We start from the raw sequence: 21,248 nt of genomic DNA, 5'->3' as shown, positions 1-21,248 counted from the left end.
GGCGGTCGCGAGGTCGCCTTCAGGGGCCCGGCCACTGCGGGTCGCGGCCCGAGCCGGCCAGCACGCGGTCGAAGCGGGAGGTCCCGGGACCGACCGTGACGGCCGGGCCGAACATCCCGGGCGTGCCGCTCTCGTCGAAGCCCTCGATGAACGCCAGGAGGGCGCCCGCGGTCGCGTCGTCGCAGCCGTAGCTCTGCCCCGTGGCGCGGGCGAGGTCCCAGCCGTGCAGGACGATCTCGTCGAGCGCGACCAGACCGCAGACCTCGCCGGGGAGGTCGACGCCGCCTGCCCGCGTCATGCCCTCCCACGCCGCCGGGTCGCGCCAGGCCGCCACCAGGGCGGGGATGCGCTCGGCGAGCGTCTGGCGCCAGCCGGGCTCGGCCTCGGGCCAGTCGTCGCCGTCGGGCGGGGTGTCGGTCCACGGGCCGAGGTCCTTCTCGGCCGCGGCGCGGAACGCCAGCGTCAACCCGACGAGGTGCTGCAGCAGCTGGCCGACGGTCCGCCCCTCGCAGGGCGTCGCTGCGTCGAGCTGGTCGTCGCGGACGTCGACGACCACGTCGGCGAGCTGCTCGCCGGCCGGCGCGAGGTCCATGAGGTCTGCCATGGCACCACCCTGCCGGATCGCGGCGGCGGTGAGAAGGCCGACGCCGCCTGCTCCCCGGCTACTCCGACGCCGCGCGGCGCAGCGACTCCGAGAGCCGGTCGGCGGCGGCGAGCACGGCGGGTGCGTGCATCCGGCCGGGCTGGCGCGAGAGCCGCTCGAGCGGACCGGAGACCGACACCGCGGCGATGACCTTGCCGCCGGGGGAGCGCACGGGGGCGGACACGGACGCCACGCCCTGCTCGCGCTCGCCGACCGACTGCGACCAGCCGCGCCGGCGGATGCCGGAGAGCGCGGTGGCGGAGAAGGCGGCGTTCTGGAGGCCCCGGTGCATCCGCTCGGGGTCCTCCCAGGCGAGGAGGATCTGCGCGGCGGACCCGGCGTTCATGGTGAGCTGCGATCCGACCGGGATCGTGTCCCGCAGGCCGGAGGGCCGCTCGGCCGCGGCGACGCACACGCGGTGCTCGCCCTGACGTCGCCAGAGCTGGGCCGACTCGCCGGTGATGTCGCGGAGCCGGGCCAGGACCGGGCCGGCCGCGGCGAGCAGGCGGTCCTCTCCCGCAGCGGCGGACAGCTCGGCCAGGCGGGGGCCGAGGACGAAGCGGCCCTGCATGTCGCGGGCGACGAGACGGTGGTGCTCGAGCGCGACCGCCAGGCGGTGCGCGGTCGGCCGGGCCAGGCCCGTGCCGGCCACCAGTCCGGCCAGCGTGGCCGGTCCGGCCTCGAGGGCGGCGAGCACGAGGGCGGCCTTGTCGAGGACGCCTACGCCAGATCCGTTGTCCATATGCCGATATTCTCATCTCAGGGAGTGGGATGCAAGCCGTAGGGTCGTCCTCACCGCACCAAGTGAAGGAGTTCGCAGCATGGGCAAGACCCTGTCCGAGAAGGTCTGGGACGAGCACGTCGTCCGGAGTGCCCCGGGAGAGCCCGACCTCCTCTACATCGACCTGCACCTCCTGCACGAGGTGACCTCGCCGCAGGCCTTCGACGGGCTCCGGCTCGCCAACCGCACCGTACGCCGCCCGGACCTCACCCTCGCGACCGAGGACCACAACGTCCCGACCGTGGACTGGGACAAGCCGATCGCCGACCCGGTGAGCCGCACCCAGGTCGAGACCCTGCGCAAGAACGCCGCTGACTTCGGCGTCCGCCTCCACCCGCTCGGTGACATCGAGCAGGGCATCGTCCACGTCGTCGGGCCGCAGCTCGGGCTCACCCAGCCCGGCATGACGATCGTGTGCGGCGACTCGCACACCTCCACCCACGGTGCGTTCGGCGCGATCGCGTTCGGCATCGGCACCTCCGAGGTCGAGCACGTCCTCGCGACCCAGACCCTGACCCAGGCGCGGCCCCGGACGATGGCGGTCACCGTCAACGGCAGCCTCCCCGAGGGCGTCACCGCCAAGGACCTCGTCCTGACCCTGATCGCGCACACCGGCACGGGCGGCGGGCAGGGCTACATCGTGGAGTACCGCGGCCAGGCCATCGAGGAGCTCTCGATGGAGGGCCGGATGACGGTGTGCAACATGTCGATCGAGTGGGGCGCGAAGGCCGGCCTCATCGCCCCCGACCAGACGACGTTCGACTACATCGAGGGCCGTCCCGAGGCGCCCACGGGAGCCGACTGGGACGCCGCCGTCGCCCACTGGAGGACGCTGCGCACCGACGACGACGCGGTGTTCGACAAGGAGATCGAGCTCGACGCCTCCACCATGACGCCGTTCGTCACCTGGGGCACCAACCCCGGCCAGGGCGCGCCGCTCGGTGCCAGCGTCCCGAGCCCCGACGACTTCGACGAGCCCACCGACAAGGTCGCGACCGAGAAGGCCCTGCAGTACATGGGGCTCGAGGCCGGCACCCCGCTGCGCGAGGTCAAGGTGGACACCGTCTTCGTCGGCTCCTGCACCAACGGCCGCATCGAGGACCTGCGCCTGGCCGCCTCCATCCTCGACGGCCGCCGGGTCGCCGCCGACACGCGGCTGCTGGTCGTGCCCGGCTCGGTGCGCGTACGCCTCCAGGCCGAGGCCGAGGGCCTCGACAAGGTCTTCACCGCCGCCGGTGCCGAGTGGCGCGGCGCCGGCTGCTCGATGTGCCTGGGCATGAACCCCGACCAGCTGGCCCCCGGCGAGCGCAGCGCATCGACGTCCAACCGCAACTTCGAGGGCCGGCAGGGCAAGGGCGGGCGCACGCACCTCGTCTCGGTGCCCGTCGCGGCCGCCACCGCGGTGCGCGGCACCCTCTCGTCCCCGGCCGACCTGGCGCCGATCGCCTGAGCCGTCAGCACCCCAAGGAGCCCCAGACGATGGACAAGTTCACCACCCACACCGGCGTCGGCGTCCCGCTGAAGCGCAGCAACGTCGACACCGACCAGATCATCCCGGCGGTCTACCTCAAGCGGGTGACGCGCACCGGCTTCGAGGACGGGCTGTTCGCCGCGTGGCGCAACGACCCCGCGTTCGTGCTCAACGACCCGACGTACGCGACCGGTTCGGTGCTCGTCGCCGGACCCGACTTCGGCACCGGCAGCTCCCGCGAGCACGCCGTCTGGGCCCTGCAGAACTACGGCTTCAAGGTCGTCGTCTCCTCCCGCTTCGCCGACATCTTCCGCGGCAACTCCGGCAAGGCCGGCCTGCTGGCGGCCCAGGTCGACGAGAAGGTCGTGCAGCGCCTGTGGGACTGGCTCGAGGACCACCCGGGCGGCGAGGTCACCGTCGACCTGGAGAGCCGCACGATCCGTGCCGGCGCCGGCGAGGACGCCGTCGAGGACTCCTTCGACATCGACGACTACACCCGCTGGCGCCTGCTGGAGGGCCTCGACGACATCGGGATCACGCTGGGGCACGACGCCGACATCGCCGCGTTCGAGGCGACGCGCCCGAGCTGGAAGCCCGTCACCGCGTGAATTTCCCCGTGAAACAAGGGCATCGGTGATTGTCCTCACCCTTCCATGTGCTTAGCGTGCCCTGCAGAGAGTCGGGCACGAGCTCGGCACCGGGGTTCATTGGAAGGGAAGCTAGTGAACAAGTCTGAGCTCATCGACGCGCTCGCTGCGCGTTACGAGGGGAACCGCAAGCAGGCGGCGTACGCACTGGAGTCGGTGCTCGACACCATCACGCGCGAGGTCGCGCGGGGCGAGAAGGTCGCCATGACCGGCTTCGGCTCGTTCGAGAAGGCCGTGCGCAACGCCCGCTGGGTCCGCAACCCGCAGACCGGCGAGCGGATCAAGTCCAAGAAGAAGTCGGTGCCGAAGTTCTCCCCGGGCAAGGAGCTGCGCGACGTCATCTCCGGTGCCAAGAAGCTGCCCCGGCTGACCGCTGCCACCATGCCCAAGCCCCCGGGCGTCCGCGCGGCCGCGGCCGCCGTCACCGGCGCGAGCGCCAAGAAGGCCGCCTCGAAGTCCTCCTCCTCGACGGCCACGTCGGGCACCTCCTCGACCTCGACCACGAAGAAGGCCGCTCCGGCCAAGAAGACCGCCGCCAAGAAGTCGTCCTCCTCGTCTTCCTCGTCTTCCTCGTCCTCGTCGTCCTCGTCGACGAAGAAGGCGGCCTCGGCCAAGAAGTCGTCGTCCTCGACCGCGAAGAAGGCCGCTCCGGCCGAGAAGACGGCCGCCACCAAGACCGCCGCCAAGAAGGCCCCGGCCAAGAAGGCCCCGGCCAAGAAGGCCCCGGCCAAGAAGGCCGCGGCCAAGAAGTCGTCCTGAGCCGGCGGGCCTGCGGGCCCGGCGGTCACGAGCGAGGGCGGGTCACCCCGACGGGGTGGCCCGCCCTCGGCTCGCGTGCGAGGTGTGCGGGCCGACGCCCGCGGCGAGCGCGGCGTCCAGGTCGGCCAGGTCGTCGACGTCGGTGCGCACGCTGGTCGCGGTGGCGCCCACCTCGACCGCACCCGCCGCCTCGTGCCGCGCCGCGGACGCCGCGCCGAAGAGGGGGTCGAAGCGCTCGGCGGGAGCGGCGTACAGGGTCGTGCCGGCGCCGGACGCGTCCCGCACGTACGCCGCCCGCCCGGCCTCGACCTGCGCGACGACCTCACCCAGCACGCCGGCCAGCTCGACGGGACGCAGCCCCGGCAGGTCCGCGCACAGCGCGACGGGCACCGCGCCCGGCCAGCGGCGCACGGCCTCGGCGCAGCCCTGGACGAGGGTGGCGTTGAGGTCCTCGGTGGTGCCGTCGGGGATCACCTCGCAACCGAAGGCGCGCACGCGCGAGGCCAGCCGGAAGTCGTCGGTCACCACCAGGACGGCGTGCACGCCGGGGGTGGCGGCGACCGCCTGCACGGTGTCGAGCGCGAACGCCTCCGCCAGCGCGCGCCGCTCGTCGTCGTCGAGCCCGCTCAGGCGGGACTTGCCGAACGCGGGCGGCTTGACCGGGACGACGACCACGCAGCGGGGTCGGAGGGCCGGAGCGGGCTGGGACATCGTGTGGATCCTCCCATGTGGGACAGCGTGCCGGTGCAGCCCCCGCACCGGTGCGACCGAGTAGCCTGCTCGCGACCGTCGGATGGGAGGGGTGGGGCGTGCGCGTCAGGAAGTTGGAGCGGAAGCGCGGATGGGCCATGACCGTCGCCGCGAGCATCCTGAAGCCGACGCTGCTCGCAGCGACGTCGCGCACCTGGATCGACGGGGAGAAGATCCCCGCCTCCGGTGGCTGCATCATCGCGATCAACCACATCTCCCACATCGACCCGCTGGTCTCGGCGCACTTCGTCTACGACCACGGCCGGCTGCCGCGCTACCTCGCGAAGTCGGGGCTCTTCACGAACAAGTACCTCGGCGGCTTCCTCAGCTCCGCCGGGCAGATCCCGGTCGAGCGGCTCAGCCGCAACGCGGTGGGCGCCTACGACGCCGCCGTGCGGGCGATCGCCGACGGTGAGTGCATCGTGATCTACCCGGAGGGCACGCTGACCCGCGACCCGGACCTGTGGCCGATGAAGGGCAAGACCGGGGCGGCGCGCATCGCCCTCGCCACCGGGTGCCCCGTCATCCCCGTGGGGCAGTGGGGCGCGCAGGACGTGCTGCCGCCGTACACCACCACGCCGCACCTGCTGCCGCGCAAGAACATCACCATGAAGGCCGGGGACCCGGTGCAGCTGGACGACCTGCTCGCGCTGCCGCCGACCCCGGAGGCCACAGCCCAGGCGACCGACCGCATCATGGCGGCCATCACCGGACTGGTGGAGGACCTCCGGGGCGCGACCGCCCCGGCCGAGCGGTACGACCCGCGCCGCAGCGGCGTGCGGGAGACCGGCAACCCCCGCGAGGAGTTCCGGACCCGCCCGAAGAACCAGCCCAGGACGAGGAAGCGCAGCCGATGACGAAGATCGCAGTGTTCAGCGCCGGCTCCTGGGGCACGGCCTTCTCCCTGGTCCTCGCCGACGCCGGCAACGAGGTGTCGCTGTGGGCGCGGCGCGACGAGGTCGTCGAGGCGGTCAACGACCGTCGCGAGAACACCGAGTACCTGCCGGGCGTCGAGCTGCCGCCGTCGATCACGGCCTCGACCGACCCCGAGCGGGTGGCCGCCGACGCCGACGTCGTCGTGCTCACCGTGCCGTCGCAGAGCCTGCGCGAGAACCTCACCACGTGGGCGCCGATCCTGCCGCGGCAGGCCACGCTGGTCTCGCTGATGAAGGGCGTGGAGCTCGGCTCCCTGATGCGGATGAGCGAGGTCATCCAGGAGGTGACCGACGCCCCCGCCGACCGCATCGCCGTGGTCAGCGGGCCCAACCTGGCGCGCGAGATCGCGCGCCGCGAGCCCGCGGCCTCGGTGGTGGCCTGCCTCGACGAGGAGCGGGCCAAGCACATCCAGGCCCTCACGCACGGGCCGTCGTGGCGGCCCTACACGTCGGTCGACGTGCTCGGCTGCGAGATCGGCGGCGCCTACAAGAACGTCGTCGGGATCGCCGTCGGCATGGCCGTCGGGCTCGGCTTCGGCGACAACACCACCGCCTCGGTGATCACCCGCGGTCTCGCGGAGACCGCCCGCTTGGCCACGGCGCAGGGCGCGAACCCGCTGACCCTGATGGGCCTGGCCGGCCTGGGCGACCTCGTCGCCACCTGCTCCTCGCCGCTGTCGCGCAACCGCACGTTCGGCGAGCGCCTCGGCCAGGGGATGACCACCGCGGAGATCTACGCCTCCACGCGCCAGGTCGCCGAGGGGGCCAAGTCCTGCAAGTCCCTGCTCGAGCTGGCGCGGCGCACCGGCGTGGACGCTCCGATCGCCGAGGCGGTCGACGCGGTCGTGGACGGCAGGATGACCGCGCACGACATGATGAACTCCTTCATCGCCCGCGACACCAAGCCCGAGCTGCACTGACGGCGCACGGGCCCGCTGCGCTCAGCCCACGCACCCGTCGAGGGCGCTGCGCAGGTCGTCCCAGAGGTCGTCGACGTCCTCGATCCCGACCGACAGGCGGACCAGCCCGTCGGGGATGGTCGCCGCCTCCGCCTTCCAGCGGCGGCGGCGCTCGAGGCTCGACTCCACGCCGCCGAGCGACGTGGCGTGGATCCACAGCCGGGTCTTGCGGCTGAGCAGGTCGGCCGCGACCTCGCCCTGCGCGAGGACGATGCTGACGATCCCGCCGAAGCCGGGGTAGCGGACCTCCGAGAGCGCGGGATGCTCGGCGAGGCGGCGGGCGAGCTCCTCGGCGTTGGCCTGCGCCCGCTCGACCCGCAGGTGCAGCGTGCGCAGCCCCCGCAGCGTCAGCCACGCCTCGAACGGGCCGGGGATCGCGCCGACGAGGTCACGCCGGCCCTTCAGCACGCCGTGGAGCTCGTCGTCGCGGGTGACGATCGCGCCCATCTGCACGTCGGAGTGGCCGGCGAGGTACTTGGTGGCGGAGTGGACGACGAGGTCCACGCCGTGCTCCAGCGGCCGCTGGAGCAGGGGAGTGGCGAACGTGTTGTCGACGACGACGTACGCCCCCGCCTCGTGCGCCGCCGCGGTGATCGTCGCGATGTCGGCGACCTCGAGCGCCGGGTTGGTGGGCGACTCCAGCCACACGAGCGCGGCCCCGTCGCACGCCGCGACCACCGCGTCGGTGTCCGTGACGTCGACGAGCTCCGTGCGGAGGCGACCGCGTGCCTCGAGGTCGCCGAGCTGCATGATCGTGCCGGTGTAGGCGTGCCTGGGCACGACGACCTTGCCGTCGGCCCCCACCAGGTCGAGCACCGTGGCGACCGCCGCGAGGCCCGACGCGAACGTCAGGCAGCGCCCGCCCTCGAGCGCGCCGAGCGCGTCCTCGAGCGCCGTCCACGTCGGGTTGCCGTAGCGGCCGTACTCCACCTCGCCACCCGCGACGTAGGTCGCGGCCATCGTGATCGGCGTGTTCAGCGGCGCGTCCGGGGTCCGCGCGGGGCGGCCGGCGGTGACGGCGATGGTGCTGGGCTTGAGCGCAGGTGTCGGGAAGGCGGGCGTCGGGGAGGAGGGCGTCGGGGAGGCGGGCGAGTCCGTGGCCATGCGCGCCAGCGTAGGTGGATAGGGTCGTCGCGATGAACGACACCTCGCCTGACAAGACCGCGCGGAAGCCGCGCGTCGCCGTGGTGTTCGGTGGACGCTCCTCCGAGCACGGCATCTCGTGCGTGACGGCGGGCAGCGTGCTGGCCGCGATCGACCGCGAGGCGTACGACGTGGTGCCGGTCGGCATCGCCACCGACGGGCGGTGGGTGCTCGAGGCCGACGAGCCGGCCCGGCTCGCGATCCGCGGCGCCGACCTCCCCGAGGTCGACGCCGACCGCTCGCCCGTCGCCCTGATGGGTGCCACCACCGGGACCGACCTCGTCGTCACCGAGCCGTCGAGCGTGCCGTCGGTGATCGGCGAGGTCGACGTGGTGTTCCCGCTGCTGCACGGGCCCTGGGGCGAGGACGGCACGCTACAGGGGATGCTCGAGATGGCTGCCGTGCGCTACGTCGGCTCGGGCGTGCTCGCCTCGGCCGTCGGCATGGACAAGGCGTACATGAAGGTCGTGCTGCAGGCGGCCGGGCTCCCGGTCACGCCGGGGGTCGTGGTGACCCGCTCGGAGTGGCAGCAGGACCCGGTCGGCTGCCGTGCCCGCGTCAAGCAGCAGGGCTTCCCGTCGTTCGCCAAGCCCGCGCGCGCCGGGTCGAGCATGGGCATCAGCAAGGTGCACGACGCCTCGGAGCTCGACGAGGCCCTCGAGGAGGCGTTCCGGCACGACCCCAAGGTGCTCGTCGAGCAGTCGATGGAGGGCGCCCGCGAGGTGGAGTGCGGCGTGCTCGGCACCTTCGAGGGGCCGCCGGAGACGTCGCGCCCCGGCGAGGTGCGCACCGGCGGCGACCACGAGTTCTACGACTTCGAGGCCAAGTACCTCGCCGACCAGCACACCGAGATCGACATCCCCGCCGACCTGCCCGCGGAGACCGAGCAGGAGCTGCGCGCGATGGCCGTGCGTGCCTTCGAGGCGCTCTCGTGCGAGGGCCTGGCCCGGGTCGACTTCTTCGTGATGCCCGACGGGGCCCTGGTCATCAACGAGCTCAACACGATGCCCGGCTTCACCCCGACGTCGATGTACCCCCAGCTGTGGGCCGCCTCCGGGATGGCCTATCCCGAGCTGGTCGACCGGCTGCTGCAGCTCGCGCTGCGCCGCGACACCGGGCTGCGCTGAGCCGGCGCTGGGCCGGCGCTGGGCCGGCGCTGAGCGGGCGCCGATCGGGCGTTGCGCCGGCGGCGCCTCAGAGGCAGGACAGTCCCTCGCCGAGGTGCTCCCTGAGCGCGGGCGCGAGGTCGGCGAGCGCCCGGTCGATGCCCTCGGTCCGGTAGTCGGCCGGCACCCGCACCTCGACGTACGGCCGCAGGCTGAGGGCGATCGGCGTCGCGTCCCCACCCGGGTCGCGCAGCTGCTCGTCGGTGACGTACCAGCCGACGCCCTTGATGACGCTGCACTCCGCGGTGGGCTCGTAGTCCGACGGCTCGGCGACACCGCAGGTCAGGACGTACGCCGGGTCGCCCCAGGCCGCGCCGAGGGCGCCGTCGGGCCGCACGTCGACCCGGTCCTGCCCGGCCAGCGTGTCCGGGAGGGCGGCGACGAGGGCCTCGCAGGCGGCGCGGTCGGAGGACGAGAGGTCGACCTCCTCGATCGTCGGCGTGCCGCTGCAGCCGGCGAGGGTCAGCGCGGCGAGGGCGGCCCCGGACGCGGCGACGCCCCGGTGCCTCAGGCGGCCGGGGCGTCGACTCGGTGGCACGTGGGCCGGGTGCCTCAGATGTGGACGACGGGGCACGTGAGCGTGCGGGTGATGCCGTCGAGGTTCTGCACCTTGGAGACGACGAGCTTGCCCAGCTCGTCGACGTTCTTGGCCTCGGCGCGGACGATCACGTCGTAGGGACCGGTGACGTCCTCGGCGAGCGTGACGCCCTTGACCTGGGCGATCTCGCGGGCAACCTCGGCGGCCTTGCCGACGTCGGTCTGGATCAGGATGTAGGCCTGGACGACCATCGTGGACTCCTCGGTCTCGTTCAGCGGGTGTGACCGGCACAACCTACCGCGCCGCGCGGCGCACCCGACAGGGGCGGGGTGACGGTGGTCGGCGTCCCGGTCTGGTGGGATGGGCGCATGGCTCCGGACGCGACGACGACCCTCGGCGAGGCCGGCGAGTTCGGCCTGATCTCGCAGCTGGTGGACATCTTCGAGACCGACGAGCACGTGCTCGTCGGACCCGGCGACGACGCGGCCGTCCTGCGGATCAGGCACGGCCACGTGGTGGTCTCCACCGACCTCATGGTCGAGGGACGGCACTTCCGCCGCGACTGGGCGAGCGCTGCCGACGTGGGTCACCGGGCCGCCGCGCAGAACCTCTCCGACATCAACGCCATGGGCGGGACGGCGCGCCACCTGACGATCGGCCTGGCCGCGCCCGCCGACCTCCCGGTGGAGTGGGCGCTCGACCTGGCCCGCGGCTTCGCCGAGGAGTGCGCGAGCATCGGCGCCACCGTCGTGGGCGGCGACCTCACCCGCGCCGACCAGGTGGTGGTCGCGGTCACGGTGCTGGGCCAGTGCACGCAGGCGCCGGTGCTGCGCTCGGGGGCGCAGCCCGGCGACGTGCTCGCCCTCACCGGCCGGCAGGGCTGGGCGGCCGGCGGCCTGGCGGTGCTCGGCCGCGGGTTCCGCTCGCCGCGCGCGCTGGTGGAGGCCTACCGCCGCCCCGAGCCGCCGTACGCCGCCGGCGCGGAGGCCGCCGAGGCCGGCGCCACGTCCCTCATCGACGTCTCCGACGGCCTCCTCGCCGAGGCCGGCCACATCGCCGCCGCCAGCGGGGTCGCGATCGACGTACGCCGCGACGCGTTCGAGGTGCCCGAGCCGCTGCACGCCGTGGGCGCCGCGCTCGGCGCCGACCCTATGGAGTTCATCCTCGGCGGCGGCGACGACCACTCCCTGCTCGCCACCTTCCCCGACGTGGCGTCGGTGCCCTCCGGCTGGCAGGTCATCGGCGAGGTGCGGGCGGGGGAGGGCGTCACCGTGGACGGCGCCGAGTACGACGGCCCGACCGGCTGGACGCACTTCTGAGCGGGGCCCGGGCTGCGTCATACGAACCCGCGCCTATAGGTACGCCTTCGCATGACGCCCTCCTGCGGTGTCCCGGCATGCGTCATACGAACTCGCACATATTCGTACGCCTTCGCATGACGCCCCAGGGCGGTGTCGGGCCTGCGTCATAGGAACCCGCACCTATACGTACGCCTTCGCATGACGCCCGGGCGGTGTCTCGTCTCGCGTCATACGAACCCGCACCCATACGTACGGCTTCGCATGACGCCCCCGCCGCCAGGCGGCGCCGCGGACTTCGTGAGCGTGTCGCGAACTTCCAGTGGCATGCACGCCACCGGAAGTTCGCAATCCCCCGCTTAAGCGGGGGATTCGCAGCATCCGTCAAGAACGCCCCGAAATGAACGAGACCCCCGCCGCAGCAGCGACGGGGGTCTCGTACCGAGTCTGGTCAGGTCAGCGGGAGACCTTGCCGGCCTTGAGGCAGCCGGTGCAGACGTTGAGGCGCTTGGGCGTGCCGTTGACGGTCGCCCGGACGCGCTGGATGTTGGGGTTGAAGCGACGCTTCGTGATCTTGCGCGACCAGGGACGGTTGTTTCCGAAGCCCGGCTTCTTGGCGCAGATGTCGCAGACGGCAGCCACCGTGCACTCCGATCCGTTCGAGGTTGACAGTTGTTCGTGAGCCCGGACGCCACAGGAGGTGGCAGCAGGCAACCGCGCAAGAGTAGCCGAGGACCGGCGGCGAGATGAAATCGCAGCGTCGTCGCCGCCGGGCACTACCCTGTGGCGCGCACCGCGACGTACGACGGACGCCGCGGCGGACCCCACCAGACCCCCAGGCGCCGGCAGGCACCAGCACGACCCGGCAGGACCCGGCAGGACCTCCACCAGACCGCAGCAGCAGACATCGCAGCACAGACACCGGGAGCACACCGACTCGATGGAGCACGTCACCCACGGCATCACGCTGGACGGCGTCGCGCGGTTCGTCGACATCGCGACCGACGCGCTGTCCTCGGCCCGCGAGGAGATCGACGCGCTCAACGTCTACCCCGTGCCCGACGGCGACACCGGCACCAACATGTTCCTCACCGTCTCGGCCGCCCGTGACGCGCTCCGCGAGGCCCGTGCCGCCGACCCCGACCTGTCGCTGGGCGACGGGATGGCCGTGCTGGCCCGGGCGGCGCTCATGGGCGCGCGCGGCAACTCGGGCGTGATCCTCAGCCAGATGCTGCGCGCCTACGTACGCCACCTCGCGGGGGCCGAGGTCGCGGACCGCCCGGCGGAGACGATCGCCGCGGCGATGGCCGAGGCCACGGAGGCCAGCTACGCCGCTGTCGGCACGCCCGTCGAGGGCACGATCCTGAGCGTGTCGCGCGCCGCCTCCGACGCGGCGCTGGAGGCGGCCGGGCGAGGGGTCCGCACGCGTGAGGTGTTCACCGCGGCGGCCGCGGCCGCGCGGGCGGCGCTCGCGCGCACGCCCGAGCAGCTCGAGGTCCTGGCGCAGGCGGGGGTGGTCGACGCCGGCGGGCGCGGGCTGTGCGTCGTGCTGGACGCGGCGGAGACGACCGCGACCGGACGCCGTCCGTCGCCGTGGTCGGCCCCGATCGGCACCCACCAGATCCCGGTCGCCGCCGCGGTCCCGGGGGAGGACCTCACCCCGGACGGGCCGGGCTACGAGGTGATGTACCTCCTCGACGTGGCTTCCGACGAGCAGGAGCGCATCGCCGAGCTCCGCACCCGCCTCGCCTCGCTCGGCGACAGCCTCGTCGTGGTGGGCGGCGAGGGCCTGTGGAACGTCCACGTGCACGTCGACGACGTCGGCGCGGCGATCGAGGCGGGCATCGCTGCCGGCCGTCCGCACCGGGTGCGGGTCACCCACTTCGCCGAGCAGACCGCCGCCGGCCGGCTGCGAGCCTCCTCCCGCGCCGGGCGCCAGGTCGTGGCGGTCGCCGCGGGCGCCGGGCTCGCGGAGCTGTTCACGTCCGCGGGCGCGCTGGTGGTGCCCGGCGGACCCGGCCAGCGACCGTCCACCGGCCAGCTGCTCGAGGCGATCACCGGGTGCGGCGCGGCCGAGGTCGTCGTCCTGCCCAACGACGGCGACACCGTCCGGGCCGCGGAGATCGCCGCCCGCACCGCGGAGGCCGAGCACGACGTCTCGGTGGAGGTCATCCCGACCCACGCGCAGGTCCAGGGGCTCGCCGCCATCTCGGTGCACGAGCCCGGCAGGAGCTTCGACGCGGACGTGCGCGAGATGACGGCGACGGCCCGCCACGTGCGGCACGGCGCCGTCACCGTCGCCGCCCGCCGGGCCATCACGATGGCCGGCCCGTGCGAGGCCGGCGACGCGCTCGGGGTCGTCGCCGGCGACTTCGCCGTGGTCGGCTCGGACCTCGAGGAGGTGGCGGTCGAGGTGCTCGAGCGCCTGCTCGCCGGTGGCGGGGAGCTCGTGACGATCGTCTCGGGTGAGGACGGCGGCGCGCTCGCCGAGAAGGTCGCCGCCCGCGTCGAGGAGCACCACCCGCACGTCGACGTCGCCGTCCACGAGGGCGGCCAGTCGCGCTACCCGCTGCTGGTCAGCGTCGAGTGAGCGGTCGGCGTCGATGGTCGCGATCACGCCGGAGAGCCCCATCGGGGTCGTCTTCGGCAACCACCACAAGAAGCGCAAGCTCGCCGAGGAGGGCCTCGGCCTGAGGACCGTCGGCGACCTGCTGCGCCACTTCCCGCGGCGCTATGTCGCCGCGACCGAGCTGTCCGAGGTCGCCACCCCTGCCGTCGGCGAGCAGCTCACGATCGTCGGCGAGGTGCGCTCGTGCGACAGCGCCCCGTTCTCCAGCGGCAACCGCCGGCAGTTCCGCACGACGGTGCGGCTGCGCACCGACGGTCCCGACTTCTCGGTCACCCTGTTCAGCCCGTACGCCGCCATGGCGCAGCGCCACGAGACCGAGTTCCGCCCGGGCACCCGGGTCGTCTTCACCGGCAAGGCCAAGCAGTTCCGCGGCAGCTGGCAGCTCGAGCAGCCGCACGGGTTCGCCCTCGACGGCCCCGAGGCCCCCCGGCTGAGCAGGCTGATGCCGGTCTACCCGCTCACCGCCAAGCTCTACACCTGGGACATCCAGAAGGTGGTCGCCGCGGCGCTCGACCTGGTGGCCGGCGTCCCCGACGTGCTCACTCCCGAGCTCCGCGAGCGCTACGAGCTGCTGGACGTCATGCAGGCCCTCCGCTGGATCCACGCCCCCGACGAGTGGAGCCAGGTCGGTGCCGCGCAGAAGCGCTTCCGCTTCGAGGAGGCCCTTGTCCTCCAGCTGGTGCTCGCCCGGCGCCGCGCCGCGCACCGGGCGCAGGGAGCCCGGGCGCGCGTGCGCCGGGACGACGGGCTGCTCGCGGCCTTCGACGACCGGCTGCCCTTCGAGCTCACCGGCGGCCAGCGCGAGATCGGCGACCTGCTCGCCGCCGAGCTCGCCCGCGACCACCCGATGCACCGGCTGCTGCAGGGCGAGGTGGGCTCGGGCAAGACCCTCGTCGCGCTCCGCGCCATGCTCCAGGTGGTCGACGCCGGGGGACAGGCGGCCCTGCTCGCGCCCACCGAGGTGCTCGCGCAGCAGCACCACAGGTCGATCTCGGCGATGCTCGGCGACCTCGCCCAGGGCGGCATGCTCGGCGGCGCCGCGCACGCGACCCAGGTCGTGCTGCTCACCGGCTCGATGGGCCGGACGGCGCGGCAGGAGGCCATGTTGCGCTTGGTCACCGGGGAGGCCGGCATCGTCATCGGCACCCACGCCCTGCTCGAGGACCGGGTGGAGCTCGCCGACCTCGGCCTCGTGGTCGTCGACGAGCAGCACCGCTTCGGCGTGGAGCAGCGGGCGGCGCTGACCGACAAGGCCGGCGCCCCACCGCACGTGCTCGTCATGACCGCGACGCCCATCCCCCGCACGGTCGCCATGACGGTCTTCGGCGACCTCGAGACGTCCGTGCTCAGCGAGCTCCCCGCCGGGCGCGCGCCGATCCAGACGAACGTCGTCCCGCTCGCCGACCAGCCGGCGTGGATCGACCGGGTCTGGCAGCGGGTGCGCGAGGAGGTCGAGAAGGGCCACCAGGTCTACGTCGTGTGCCCGCGCATCTCCGCCGACGCCCGGGAGGAGGGGGAGGCCGAGCAGGTCGAGCTCGACGACGACGGCGCCGAGGTCGCGCCGCGGCGGGCGCTCGCGGCCGTCGAGGAGGTCCACGCCGAGCTCGCCGCCGGCCCCCTCGCCGGGCTGCGCACGGCCGTCCTGCACGGGAGGATGCCGCCCGACGACAAGGACCGGACCATGCGTGCCTTCGCGGCGGGGGAGGTCGACGTGCTGGTCTCCACGACCGTCATCGAGGTCGGTGTCGACGTGCCGAACGCCACCGCGATGGTGCTGCTCGACGCCGACCGGTTCGGCGTCTCCCAGCTCCACCAGCTGCGCGGCCGCGTGGGCCGGGGCGGCCTGCCCGGGCTCTGCCTGCTGGTCAGCCACGCCGAGGCCGGCTCCGCCGCCCGCGACCGGCTCGACGCGGTCGCCGCGACGACCGACGGCTTCGAGCTGAGCCGCATCGACCTCGAGCAGCGGCGCGAGGGCGACGTGCTCGGCGCCAGCCAGTCGGGCTTCCGGTCGGGCCTTGCCACACTTCGGGTATTGCGCGACGAGAAGACCATCGTCCGTGCCCGCGAGGCAGCGGAGGCGCTACTCTCCGAGGACCCTGCGCTGGCGCAGGCGCCCGACCTGGCCCGTGCCGTCGCCGAGGTCGAGCGCTCCGCGGCGTCGGCCTACATGGACAAGGGCTGAACGACGAGGGCTGGACGGAGAAGGGCTGAACGCGACGACATGACTCGGATCATCGGGGGAACGGCGGGGGGTCGCCGTCTGGAGACGCCGCGCGGCCAAGCGACCCGCCCCACGAGCGACCGGGTGCGCGAGGCTCTCTTCTCCGCAGTGGAGTCACGGACGGGCTCCCTCGACGGACTGCGCTTCCTCGACCTCTACGCCGGGTCGGGCGCCGTCGGCCTGGAGGCGTGGTCCCGGGGTGCCGGGGTGGTGACGATGGTCGAGCAGGACCGCCGTACCGCCGCCCTGATCACCCGCAACGCCGCAGCGCTCGGCTTCTCCCGGGTGCGCGTGGTCGCCGCGGCCGTGCGGACCGTGCTGCAGTCGCCGCCGGCCGCGCCCTACGACGTCGTCTTCTCCGACCCGCCCTATCCCATGCCCGACGCCGACGTCGCGGCCGATCTGGCGGCGCTGGTCGACCAGGGCTGGCTCGTGCCGGGCGCGCTGGTCGTCGTCGAGCGCGCCGCCAAGCGCAGCGAGGTCGTGTGGCCGGGCGGGATCGAGGCGGACCGCACGAAGCGCTACGGCGAGACCGCGCTTTGGTACGGTCACGCCACCCCCGTATCCCGACCCGCGTCCTGATCGACATCCCGGCCCGGACGGTCCGACGGACCGGACGGGGCCCCGAAGGAAGGCCACGCCCGTGCGTCGCGCTGTCTGCCCCGGGTCCTTCGACCCCGTGACCAACGGCCACCTCGACATCGTCCGGCGCGCCGCGAGGCTGTTCGACGAGGTCGTGGTCGCCGTCGGCGTGAACGCCTCCAAGAACCGGCTGTTCACCCCCGAGGAGCGCATCGCGATGCTCGAGGAGGCGACCGACGGCTTCCCCCACGTCCGCGTCGCGGGCTTCGAGGGCCTCGTCGTCGACTTCTGCCGCGACGTCGGCGCCGTGGCGATCGTCAAGGGGCTGCGCGGGTCCGGCGACTACGAGTACGAGCTGCCGATGGCCCAGATGAACGCCCACCTCACCGACGTGGACACCGTCTTCCTCCCCGGCGCCCCCGGCCACGGGTTCGTCTCCTCGAGCCTGGTCAAGGAGGTCGCGGCCCTCGGCGGCGACGTCCGGGGCCTGCTTCCCGACGCGGTCCGCGAGCGGCTCGTGGCGCGCCTCGCGGAGCGCACCGGCTGACGGGTCCCGGCGTGCGCCGCCCGGGTGACGGGCCCCACCCGGCACTCGTTTTGGCCCTCCGGCGGGGCGACCGATACGATTCCGAGGTTGTGTTGGTGTCCAGATGTGGGAGTTCGACGTGAGCAGCCTGGACCCGAGGGCGCCGCTCGTGCTCGATACTCGCGAGCTCGGCCGCCGCCCGGGGTCCCAGCGTGAGCTCGAGCTCTCCGTTCCGGCACCGCCACAGCTCGGTATCGAAGTCCTCGCTGTCCCCGAAGGATCGCCGGTCGAGCTCGACCTGCGGCTGGAGGCGGTCATGGAGGGCGTGCTGCTCACGGGCACGGCCACGGCCAGGCTCGAGGGGGAGTGCGTACGGTGCCTGGAGCCGATCGAGGACGAGATCCACGCGACGCTGCAGGAGCTCTACGTCTACCCCGACCAGCACGACAGGGCCGCGGAGAACGACGACCGCGACCTCGACGACGAGACCAGCCGGCTCGAGGACGACCTGCTCGACCTCGAACCGCTGCTGCGGGACGCGGTGGTGCTCGCGCTACCGTTCCAGCCGCTGTGCATGGACGATTGCCCCGGGTTGTGCGCCGAGTGCGGTGCGCGGCTCGCGGACGACCCGGACCACGCGCACGACGCGCCGATCGACCCGCGCTGGGCCGGACTGCAGCAGCTGCAGCCGGAGCAGGACCCCGAAGACCCGCAGCACCCCCAGGACTGACCACCCCGCCGGGAATCCCCGGCGGAGCAAGCACGCCAAGCTAGTAGGAGACCACCATGGCTGTTCCGAAGCGGAAGATGTCGCGCAGCAACACGCGTCACCGCCGTTCGCAGTGGAAGGCCGTCGCGCCGACCCTCGTGACGTGCGCCAACCCCGCCTGCGGCGCCAAGCACCTGCCGCACCGTGCGTGCGGCCAGTGCGGCCAGTACGGCGCCCGCGCCGACCGTCGCCAGGTCCTCTGAGCACCGACGAGCTCCGCGCAGCGCTCGGTGATCCGGTCCTGGATCCCGAGCTGCTGCAGCGTGCCCTGACGCACCGCTCGTTCGCCTACGAGAACGGGCAGATCCCGACCAACGAGCGCCTGGAGTTCCTCGGGGACTCCGTGCTCGGGGTCGTGGTGACCGAGACGCTCTACCGCGCCCACCCGGACTTCTCCGAGGGCCGGCTGGCCAAGCTGCGGGCCGCGGTCGTCAACGCGCGCGCGCTGGCCGACGTCGCCCGGCAGATCGGTCTCGGCCGGCACATCAGGCTGGGGCGCGGCGAGGAGACCACCGGCGGCCGCGACAAGGCGTCGATCCTCTCCGACACCGTCGAGGCCGTGATCGGGGCGATCCACCTCAGCGGCGGCATCGACGAGGCCGCCAAGGTGGTCCACCGCCTCTTCGACCCCGTGATGGAGGCGGCCGCCTCCATGGGCGCCGGCCTCGACTGGAAGACCTCTCTGCAGGAGCTCTCCGCCGACCTCGGTCTGGGCGTGCCCGAGTACCTCATCGAGGACGACGGCCCCGACCACATGAAGACCTTCGTCGCCCGGGTGCGCGTCGGTGAGCAGGTCCTCGGCAACGGCACCGGCCGCTCCAAGAAGGAGGCCGAGCAGGGCGCCGCCGAGACGGCCTACCGGGAGATCAAGGACGCCCAGGCCGCCCCGCGCGAGGTCGAGCCGGCCGCGTCCGGCGCCGACGCCTGACCTGCCGGGTCGTCAGCCGTGCCCGAGCTCCCCGAGGTCGAGGTCGTCCGCGCGGGCCTCGAGCGCCACGTCGTCGGCAGCAGGATCGAGGCCGTCGAGGTGCTGCACCCGCGGCCGGTGCGCCGCGACCACCGCGGCTCCACCGGCTTCGCCGCAGCACTGGCCGGGCAGCGGATCGACGCCGTCCGCCGCCGCGGCAAGTACTTCTGGCTGGCCCTCGCCCCCACGAGCGGGCAGGACCGTGGCGACGCCCTCCTCGGCCACCTCGGCATGAGCGGGCAGATGCTGCTCCACGAGCCCGGCGCGCTCGACGAGCGGCACCTCCGCGTGCGCTTCACCCTCCGCACCCCCGCGGGCCAGGCGCTCGAGATGCGCTTCGTCGACCAGCGCATGTTCGGCGGCCTCGTCGTCTCCGCCGGTGGCGCCGACCTCCCCGTCGAGATCGCGCACATCGCCCGCGACCCCGTCGACCCGCAGTTCGACGACGACGAGTTCGTGCGGCGGGCGCGTCGGCGTACCTCCGCGGTCAAGCGGCTGCTGCTCGACCAGGGCCTGGTCTCCGGCGTGGGCAACATCTACGCCGACGAGGCGCTCTGGCGGGCGCGGCTCCACGGCGAACGGCCGGGCGACCGGCTGAGCGGACCCGTCCTCCGCGGCCTGCTCGGGCACGTGCGCGACGTGATGGGGGAGGCCCTCGCCCAGGGCGGCACCTCGTTCGACGCGCTCTACGTCAACGTCAACGGCGAGTCCGGCTACTTCGACCGGTCGCTCGACGCCTACGGGCAGGAGGGCCGGCCGTGCCGCCGGTGCGGCACCCCGATCCGCCGCGTCGCGTTCATGAACCGGTCGTCGTTCTTCTGCCCCCGCTGCCAGCGCCCGCCGCGCTCGCGCTGAGCCGCATTGACCGACCCGCCACCGCGGTGGGACTCTTGGAGACGGCCGGTCGACCGGCCCTCGAAACCTCGCGAAAGGCTCCCCATGGCCAAGGCGCTGTTGGGTCATGTGAACAGCGACGTGCGGACCTCGTCGGTCCTCGCCGTCGAGAACCGGCGGCTCCGCCGGCGCGTCGACGACCTCGAGGCGCTGGTCCTGCGGCTCCAGGCCGACAACGACCGCCTGCGTGCCGCAGCGCGGGCGGAGCGCGCCGTCGAGGACCTGCAGCCCGCCTGAACGTCCGTGACGCCGGCCCGACAGCCCCTGCCGGCCGGCTGATATCCGGGTGCGGTCGCCCTCCCCGCCCCCGTAGGCTCACCGGCTTGTGGTGAGACTGCTCGAGACCCTGCTGCCGGCGCGCCTCGGGCGGGGGTTCCGGTGGCTCGTCGCCTCGTCCTGGTCCACCAACGTCGGCGACGGGCTGCTGCTCGCCGCAGGACCGCTGCTCGTGGCCTCGCAGACCCGCAACCCGCTGCTCGTGGCGTCGGCCGCGGTCGCGCTGCAGCTGCCGTGGCTGGTGGTCGGGCTGTACGCCGGCGCGCTCGCCGACCGCCTCGACAGGCGCCGGGTCATCATGGTTGCCAACGGCGTGCGGGTCGTCGTGCTCGGGCTGCTCTGCACGGTCATCGTCACCGGGCACGTCGACATCGCCATCGTCCTGCTGGCGCTCGTCGCGCTCGGCACCGCGGAGGTGTTCGCCGACGCGACCGGCGGCACCCTGGTCCCGATGCTGGTGGACAAGCGCGACCTCGGCATCGCCAACTCACGGATCATGGCCGGGGCGGTCACCGCCAACCAGCTCGTCGGCCCGGCGGTGGGAGCGCTGCTGTTCGTGACCGCGACGGCGCTGCCGTTCCTGGTCACCACGGTCTTCGTGGCGCTGGGCGTGGTGCTGATCTCGCGCATCGGCACGGCGCCGGGTGCGGTCCGCGGCGAGGTCGACACCCACGTCCGCCAGGACATCGCCGAAGGAGTGCGCTGGCTGCTGGGCAGCCCGGCGGTCCGGACGCTGGCGCTGACGATCGTCGTGTTCAACGTGACCTGGGCGGCGCCGTGGTCCGTGCTGGTGCTGTGGTCGCTGGAGCGGGTCGGCATCGACGAGGCCGGCTTCGGCCTGCTGACCACCGCCTCCGCGCTGGGCGGGCTGGTCGGCACCTTCTCCTACGGCTTCCTCGAGAAGCACGTGCGCCTGGCGACCCTCATGCGCACCTGCCTGCTCGCCGAGGTCGTCTTCCACCTGGCCATGGCGTTCACGACGTCCGCGTGGGCGGCGTACCCGCTGATGTTCTTCTTCGGCGCCTACGCCTTCGTCTGGGGGACGCTCTCCAACGCGGTGCGCCAGCGCGCCGTGCCCACGGAGTTCCAGGGGCGGGTGGGCTCGGTCTACATGATCTGCGTGATGGGCGGCATGCTGGTCGGCTCCCTGCTCGGCGGGCTGATCGCCGACCATTGGGGGCTCACCGCGCCGTGGTGGTTCGCCTTCGGCGGTGCCGGCGTCACGCTGGCCCTGGTGTGGCGCCAGCTCGCCCACATCGCGCACGCGGACGAGGTCGTCACCGCTGCCGCGTGA

24 protein-coding genes are annotated in these 21,248 nt (G+C 73.4%); 17 read left to right on the top strand and 7 right to left on the bottom strand.

The genetic code is table 11. The annotated features are described in order from the left end of the window. Positions 1 to 19: 19 nt before the first annotated feature. Entirely contained in the window at positions 20 to 604 is a 585-nt protein-coding gene (locus tag J3P38_RS02400) for a TIGR03086 family metal-binding protein (protein WP_210502562.1), read from the bottom strand. Positions 605 to 662: 58 nt separating this feature from the next. Then, positions 663 to 1,385 carry an IclR family transcriptional regulator gene (locus J3P38_RS02395; RefSeq protein WP_090972091.1) on the bottom strand — a complete coding sequence of 241 codons (723 nt, stop codon included), beginning with the start codon at positions 1,383 to 1,385 and terminating at the stop codon, positions 663 to 665. A gap of 79 nt (positions 1,386 to 1,464) precedes the next feature. Here J3P38_RS02395 and leuC point away from each other — a divergent pair, with 79 nt between their 5' ends. The 3 genes from leuC to J3P38_RS02380 all read left to right on the top strand — a co-directional run bounded on the left by leuC (position 1,465) and on the right by J3P38_RS02380 (position 4,301). Further along, positions 1,465 to 2,874 carry a 3-isopropylmalate dehydratase large subunit gene (gene leuC, locus J3P38_RS02390; protein ID WP_210438267.1) on the top strand — a complete coding sequence of 470 codons (1,410 nt, stop codon included), beginning with the start codon at positions 1,465 to 1,467 and terminating at the stop codon, positions 2,872 to 2,874. A gap of 29 nt (positions 2,875 to 2,903) precedes the next feature. Next, entirely contained in the window at positions 2,904 to 3,503 is a 600-nt protein-coding gene (gene leuD / locus J3P38_RS02385) for a 3-isopropylmalate dehydratase small subunit (RefSeq protein WP_210502561.1), read from the top strand. A gap of 114 nt (positions 3,504 to 3,617) precedes the next feature. Then, the gene (locus tag J3P38_RS02380) at positions 3,618 to 4,301 is read left to right on the top strand and encodes an HU family DNA-binding protein (protein WP_210502560.1); all 684 of its coding nucleotides are present in this window, start codon (positions 3,618 to 3,620) and stop codon (positions 4,299 to 4,301) included. Between the two features lie 42 nt (positions 4,302 to 4,343). Here the strand turns inward: J3P38_RS02380 and cofC are convergent, their stop codons facing one another. Beyond that, complete coding sequence (cofC, locus tag J3P38_RS02375; RefSeq protein ID WP_210438264.1) at positions 4,344 to 5,012, bottom strand: 2-phospho-L-lactate guanylyltransferase; 669 nt, start codon at positions 5,010 to 5,012, stop codon at positions 4,344 to 4,346. Between the two features lie 137 nt (positions 5,013 to 5,149). On the opposite strand from cofC, the gene J3P38_RS02370 reads away from it, so the two are divergent. Further along, entirely contained in the window at positions 5,150 to 5,908 is a 759-nt protein-coding gene (locus J3P38_RS02370) for a lysophospholipid acyltransferase family protein (RefSeq protein WP_210502559.1), read from the top strand. After that, positions 5,905 to 6,906 (top strand): NAD(P)H-dependent glycerol-3-phosphate dehydrogenase, encoded by a 1,002-nt coding sequence (locus J3P38_RS02365; protein ID WP_210438263.1) that lies wholly within the window; start codon positions 5,905 to 5,907, stop codon positions 6,904 to 6,906. Before J3P38_RS02370 ends, J3P38_RS02365 begins: the two co-directional genes overlap by 4 nt. A 21-nt stretch (positions 6,907 to 6,927) precedes the next feature. On the opposite strand, the gene J3P38_RS02360 is transcribed toward J3P38_RS02365, so the two are convergent. Then, a complete protein-coding gene (locus J3P38_RS02360) occupies positions 6,928 to 8,049 on the bottom strand; it encodes a trans-sulfuration enzyme family protein (RefSeq protein WP_210502558.1) in 1,122 nt (373 codons plus the stop codon). A gap of 32 nt (positions 8,050 to 8,081) precedes the next feature. Here J3P38_RS02360 and J3P38_RS02355 point away from each other — a divergent pair, with 32 nt between their 5' ends. Further along, complete coding sequence (locus J3P38_RS02355) at positions 8,082 to 9,215, top strand: D-alanine--D-alanine ligase family protein (protein WP_210502557.1); 1,134 nt, start codon at positions 8,082 to 8,084, stop codon at positions 9,213 to 9,215. A gap of 67 nt (positions 9,216 to 9,282) precedes the next feature. On the opposite strand, the gene J3P38_RS02350 is transcribed toward J3P38_RS02355, so the two are convergent. After that, positions 9,283 to 9,792 (bottom strand): DUF3515 domain-containing protein, encoded by a 510-nt coding sequence (locus tag J3P38_RS02350; protein WP_210502556.1) that lies wholly within the window; start codon positions 9,790 to 9,792, stop codon positions 9,283 to 9,285. A 14-nt stretch (positions 9,793 to 9,806) separates the two neighbouring features. Next, positions 9,807 to 10,043, bottom strand: coding sequence for an Lrp/AsnC family transcriptional regulator (locus J3P38_RS02345; protein WP_129454702.1), 237 nt, complete (start codon positions 10,041 to 10,043; stop codon positions 9,807 to 9,809). Positions 10,044 to 10,160: 117 nt separating this feature from the next. On the opposite strand from J3P38_RS02345, the gene J3P38_RS02340 reads away from it, so the two are divergent. Then, positions 10,161 to 11,111, top strand: a complete 951-nt coding sequence (locus tag J3P38_RS02340) for a thiamine-phosphate kinase (protein ID WP_210502555.1) — start codon at positions 10,161 to 10,163, stop codon at positions 11,109 to 11,111. A gap of 435 nt (positions 11,112 to 11,546) precedes the next feature. Here the strand turns inward: J3P38_RS02340 and rpmB are convergent, their stop codons facing one another. Then, a complete protein-coding gene (gene rpmB / locus J3P38_RS02335; protein WP_056602600.1) occupies positions 11,547 to 11,732 on the bottom strand; it encodes a 50S ribosomal protein L28 in 186 nt (61 codons plus the stop codon). A gap of 298 nt (positions 11,733 to 12,030) precedes the next feature. Between rpmB and J3P38_RS02330 the strand changes: the two genes are divergently transcribed. The 10 genes from J3P38_RS02330 (at position 12,031) to J3P38_RS02285 (ending at position 21,248) form a co-directional block, all read left to right on the top strand. Further along, a complete protein-coding gene (locus tag J3P38_RS02330) occupies positions 12,031 to 13,680 on the top strand; it encodes a DAK2 domain-containing protein (RefSeq protein WP_210502554.1) in 1,650 nt (549 codons plus the stop codon). A 13-nt stretch (positions 13,681 to 13,693) separates the two neighbouring features. Next, entirely contained in the window at positions 13,694 to 15,901 is a 2,208-nt protein-coding gene (locus J3P38_RS02325; RefSeq protein WP_210502553.1) for an ATP-dependent DNA helicase RecG, read from the top strand. A 39-nt stretch (positions 15,902 to 15,940) separates the two neighbouring features. Continuing rightward, positions 15,941 to 16,522 (top strand): 16S rRNA (guanine(966)-N(2))-methyltransferase RsmD, encoded by a 582-nt coding sequence (gene rsmD, locus J3P38_RS02320; protein WP_210438256.1) that lies wholly within the window; start codon positions 15,941 to 15,943, stop codon positions 16,520 to 16,522. 61 nt (positions 16,523 to 16,583) lie between these two features. After that, a complete protein-coding gene (coaD, locus tag J3P38_RS02315) occupies positions 16,584 to 17,069 on the top strand; it encodes a pantetheine-phosphate adenylyltransferase (protein WP_210438255.1) in 486 nt (161 codons plus the stop codon). A 118-nt stretch (positions 17,070 to 17,187) separates the two neighbouring features. Continuing rightward, positions 17,188 to 17,778, top strand: coding sequence for a YceD family protein (locus J3P38_RS02310; protein ID WP_307807659.1), 591 nt, complete (start codon positions 17,188 to 17,190; stop codon positions 17,776 to 17,778). Between the two features lie 56 nt (positions 17,779 to 17,834). Continuing rightward, on the top strand, positions 17,835 to 18,020 hold the full coding sequence (gene rpmF / locus J3P38_RS02305; RefSeq protein WP_056906555.1) for a 50S ribosomal protein L32: 186 nt from the start codon (positions 17,835 to 17,837) through the stop codon (positions 18,018 to 18,020). Then, positions 17,975 to 18,745: a ribonuclease III gene (gene rnc / locus J3P38_RS02300; protein ID WP_210438253.1), complete on the top strand. Its 771-nt coding sequence runs from the start codon at positions 17,975 to 17,977 to the stop codon at positions 18,743 to 18,745. The genes rpmF and rnc overlap by 46 nt, the downstream gene beginning before the upstream one ends. Positions 18,746 to 18,763: 18 nt before the next feature. Further along, positions 18,764 to 19,639 carry a bifunctional DNA-formamidopyrimidine glycosylase/DNA-(apurinic or apyrimidinic site) lyase gene (gene mutM, locus J3P38_RS02295; protein ID WP_210502551.1) on the top strand — a complete coding sequence of 292 codons (876 nt, stop codon included), beginning with the start codon at positions 18,764 to 18,766 and terminating at the stop codon, positions 19,637 to 19,639. Positions 19,640 to 19,723: 84 nt separating this feature from the next. Continuing rightward, positions 19,724 to 19,915, top strand: a complete 192-nt coding sequence (locus J3P38_RS02290; protein ID WP_210502550.1) for a hypothetical protein — start codon at positions 19,724 to 19,726, stop codon at positions 19,913 to 19,915. Positions 19,916 to 20,006: 91 nt separating this feature from the next. Next, positions 20,007 to 21,248 (top strand): MFS transporter, encoded by a 1,242-nt coding sequence (locus J3P38_RS02285; RefSeq protein WP_307807658.1) that lies wholly within the window; start codon positions 20,007 to 20,009, stop codon positions 21,246 to 21,248.

It is taken from the genome of Nocardioides xinjiangensis, from assembly GCF_017916455.1.
GTDB classification, from domain to species: domain Bacteria; phylum Actinomycetota; class Actinomycetes; order Propionibacteriales; family Nocardioidaceae; genus Nocardioides; species Nocardioides xinjiangensis.
The sequence above is the reverse complement of the archived record's forward strand: the minus strand, read 5'-3'. Positions and strand labels throughout refer to the sequence as shown.

Bases quoted from the DNA above. Each gene is read 5' to 3' on its own strand.
- J3P38_RS02325 (WP_210502553.1), top strand. From the start codon at position 13,694: ATGGTCGCGATCACGCCGGAGAGCCCCATCGGGGTCGTCTTCGGCAAC.
- J3P38_RS02340 (WP_210502555.1), top strand. From the start codon at position 10,161: ATGGCTCCGGACGCGACGACGACCCTCGGCGAGGCCGGCGAGTTCGGC.
- J3P38_RS02400 (WP_210502562.1), bottom strand. From the start codon at position 604: ATGGCAGACCTCATGGACCTCGCGCCGGCCGGCGAGCAGCTCGCCGAC.
- J3P38_RS02370 (WP_210502559.1), top strand. From the start codon at position 5,150: ATGACCGTCGCCGCGAGCATCCTGAAGCCGACGCTGCTCGCAGCGACG.
- rsmD (WP_210438256.1), top strand. From the start codon at position 15,941: ATGACTCGGATCATCGGGGGAACGGCGGGGGGTCGCCGTCTGGAGACG.
- J3P38_RS02365 (WP_210438263.1), top strand. From the start codon at position 5,905: ATGACGAAGATCGCAGTGTTCAGCGCCGGCTCCTGGGGCACGGCCTTC.
- J3P38_RS02360 (WP_210502558.1), bottom strand. From the start codon at position 8,049: ATGGCCACGGACTCGCCCGCCTCCCCGACGCCCTCCTCCCCGACGCCC.
- leuC (WP_210438267.1), top strand. From the start codon at position 1,465: ATGGGCAAGACCCTGTCCGAGAAGGTCTGGGACGAGCACGTCGTCCGG.
- rpmF (WP_056906555.1), top strand. From the start codon at position 17,835: ATGGCTGTTCCGAAGCGGAAGATGTCGCGCAGCAACACGCGTCACCGC.
- J3P38_RS02345 (WP_129454702.1), bottom strand. From the start codon at position 10,043: ATGGTCGTCCAGGCCTACATCCTGATCCAGACCGACGTCGGCAAGGCC.
- leuD (WP_210502561.1), top strand. From the start codon at position 2,904: ATGGACAAGTTCACCACCCACACCGGCGTCGGCGTCCCGCTGAAGCGC.
- J3P38_RS02330 (WP_210502554.1), top strand. From the start codon at position 12,031: ATGGAGCACGTCACCCACGGCATCACGCTGGACGGCGTCGCGCGGTTC.
- J3P38_RS02355 (WP_210502557.1), top strand. From the start codon at position 8,082: ATGAACGACACCTCGCCTGACAAGACCGCGCGGAAGCCGCGCGTCGCC.
- J3P38_RS02395 (WP_090972091.1), bottom strand. From the start codon at position 1,385: ATGGACAACGGATCTGGCGTAGGCGTCCTCGACAAGGCCGCCCTCGTG.
- J3P38_RS02290 (WP_210502550.1), top strand. From the start codon at position 19,724: ATGGCCAAGGCGCTGTTGGGTCATGTGAACAGCGACGTGCGGACCTCG.
- cofC (WP_210438264.1), bottom strand. From the start codon at position 5,012: ATGTCCCAGCCCGCTCCGGCCCTCCGACCCCGCTGCGTGGTCGTCGTC.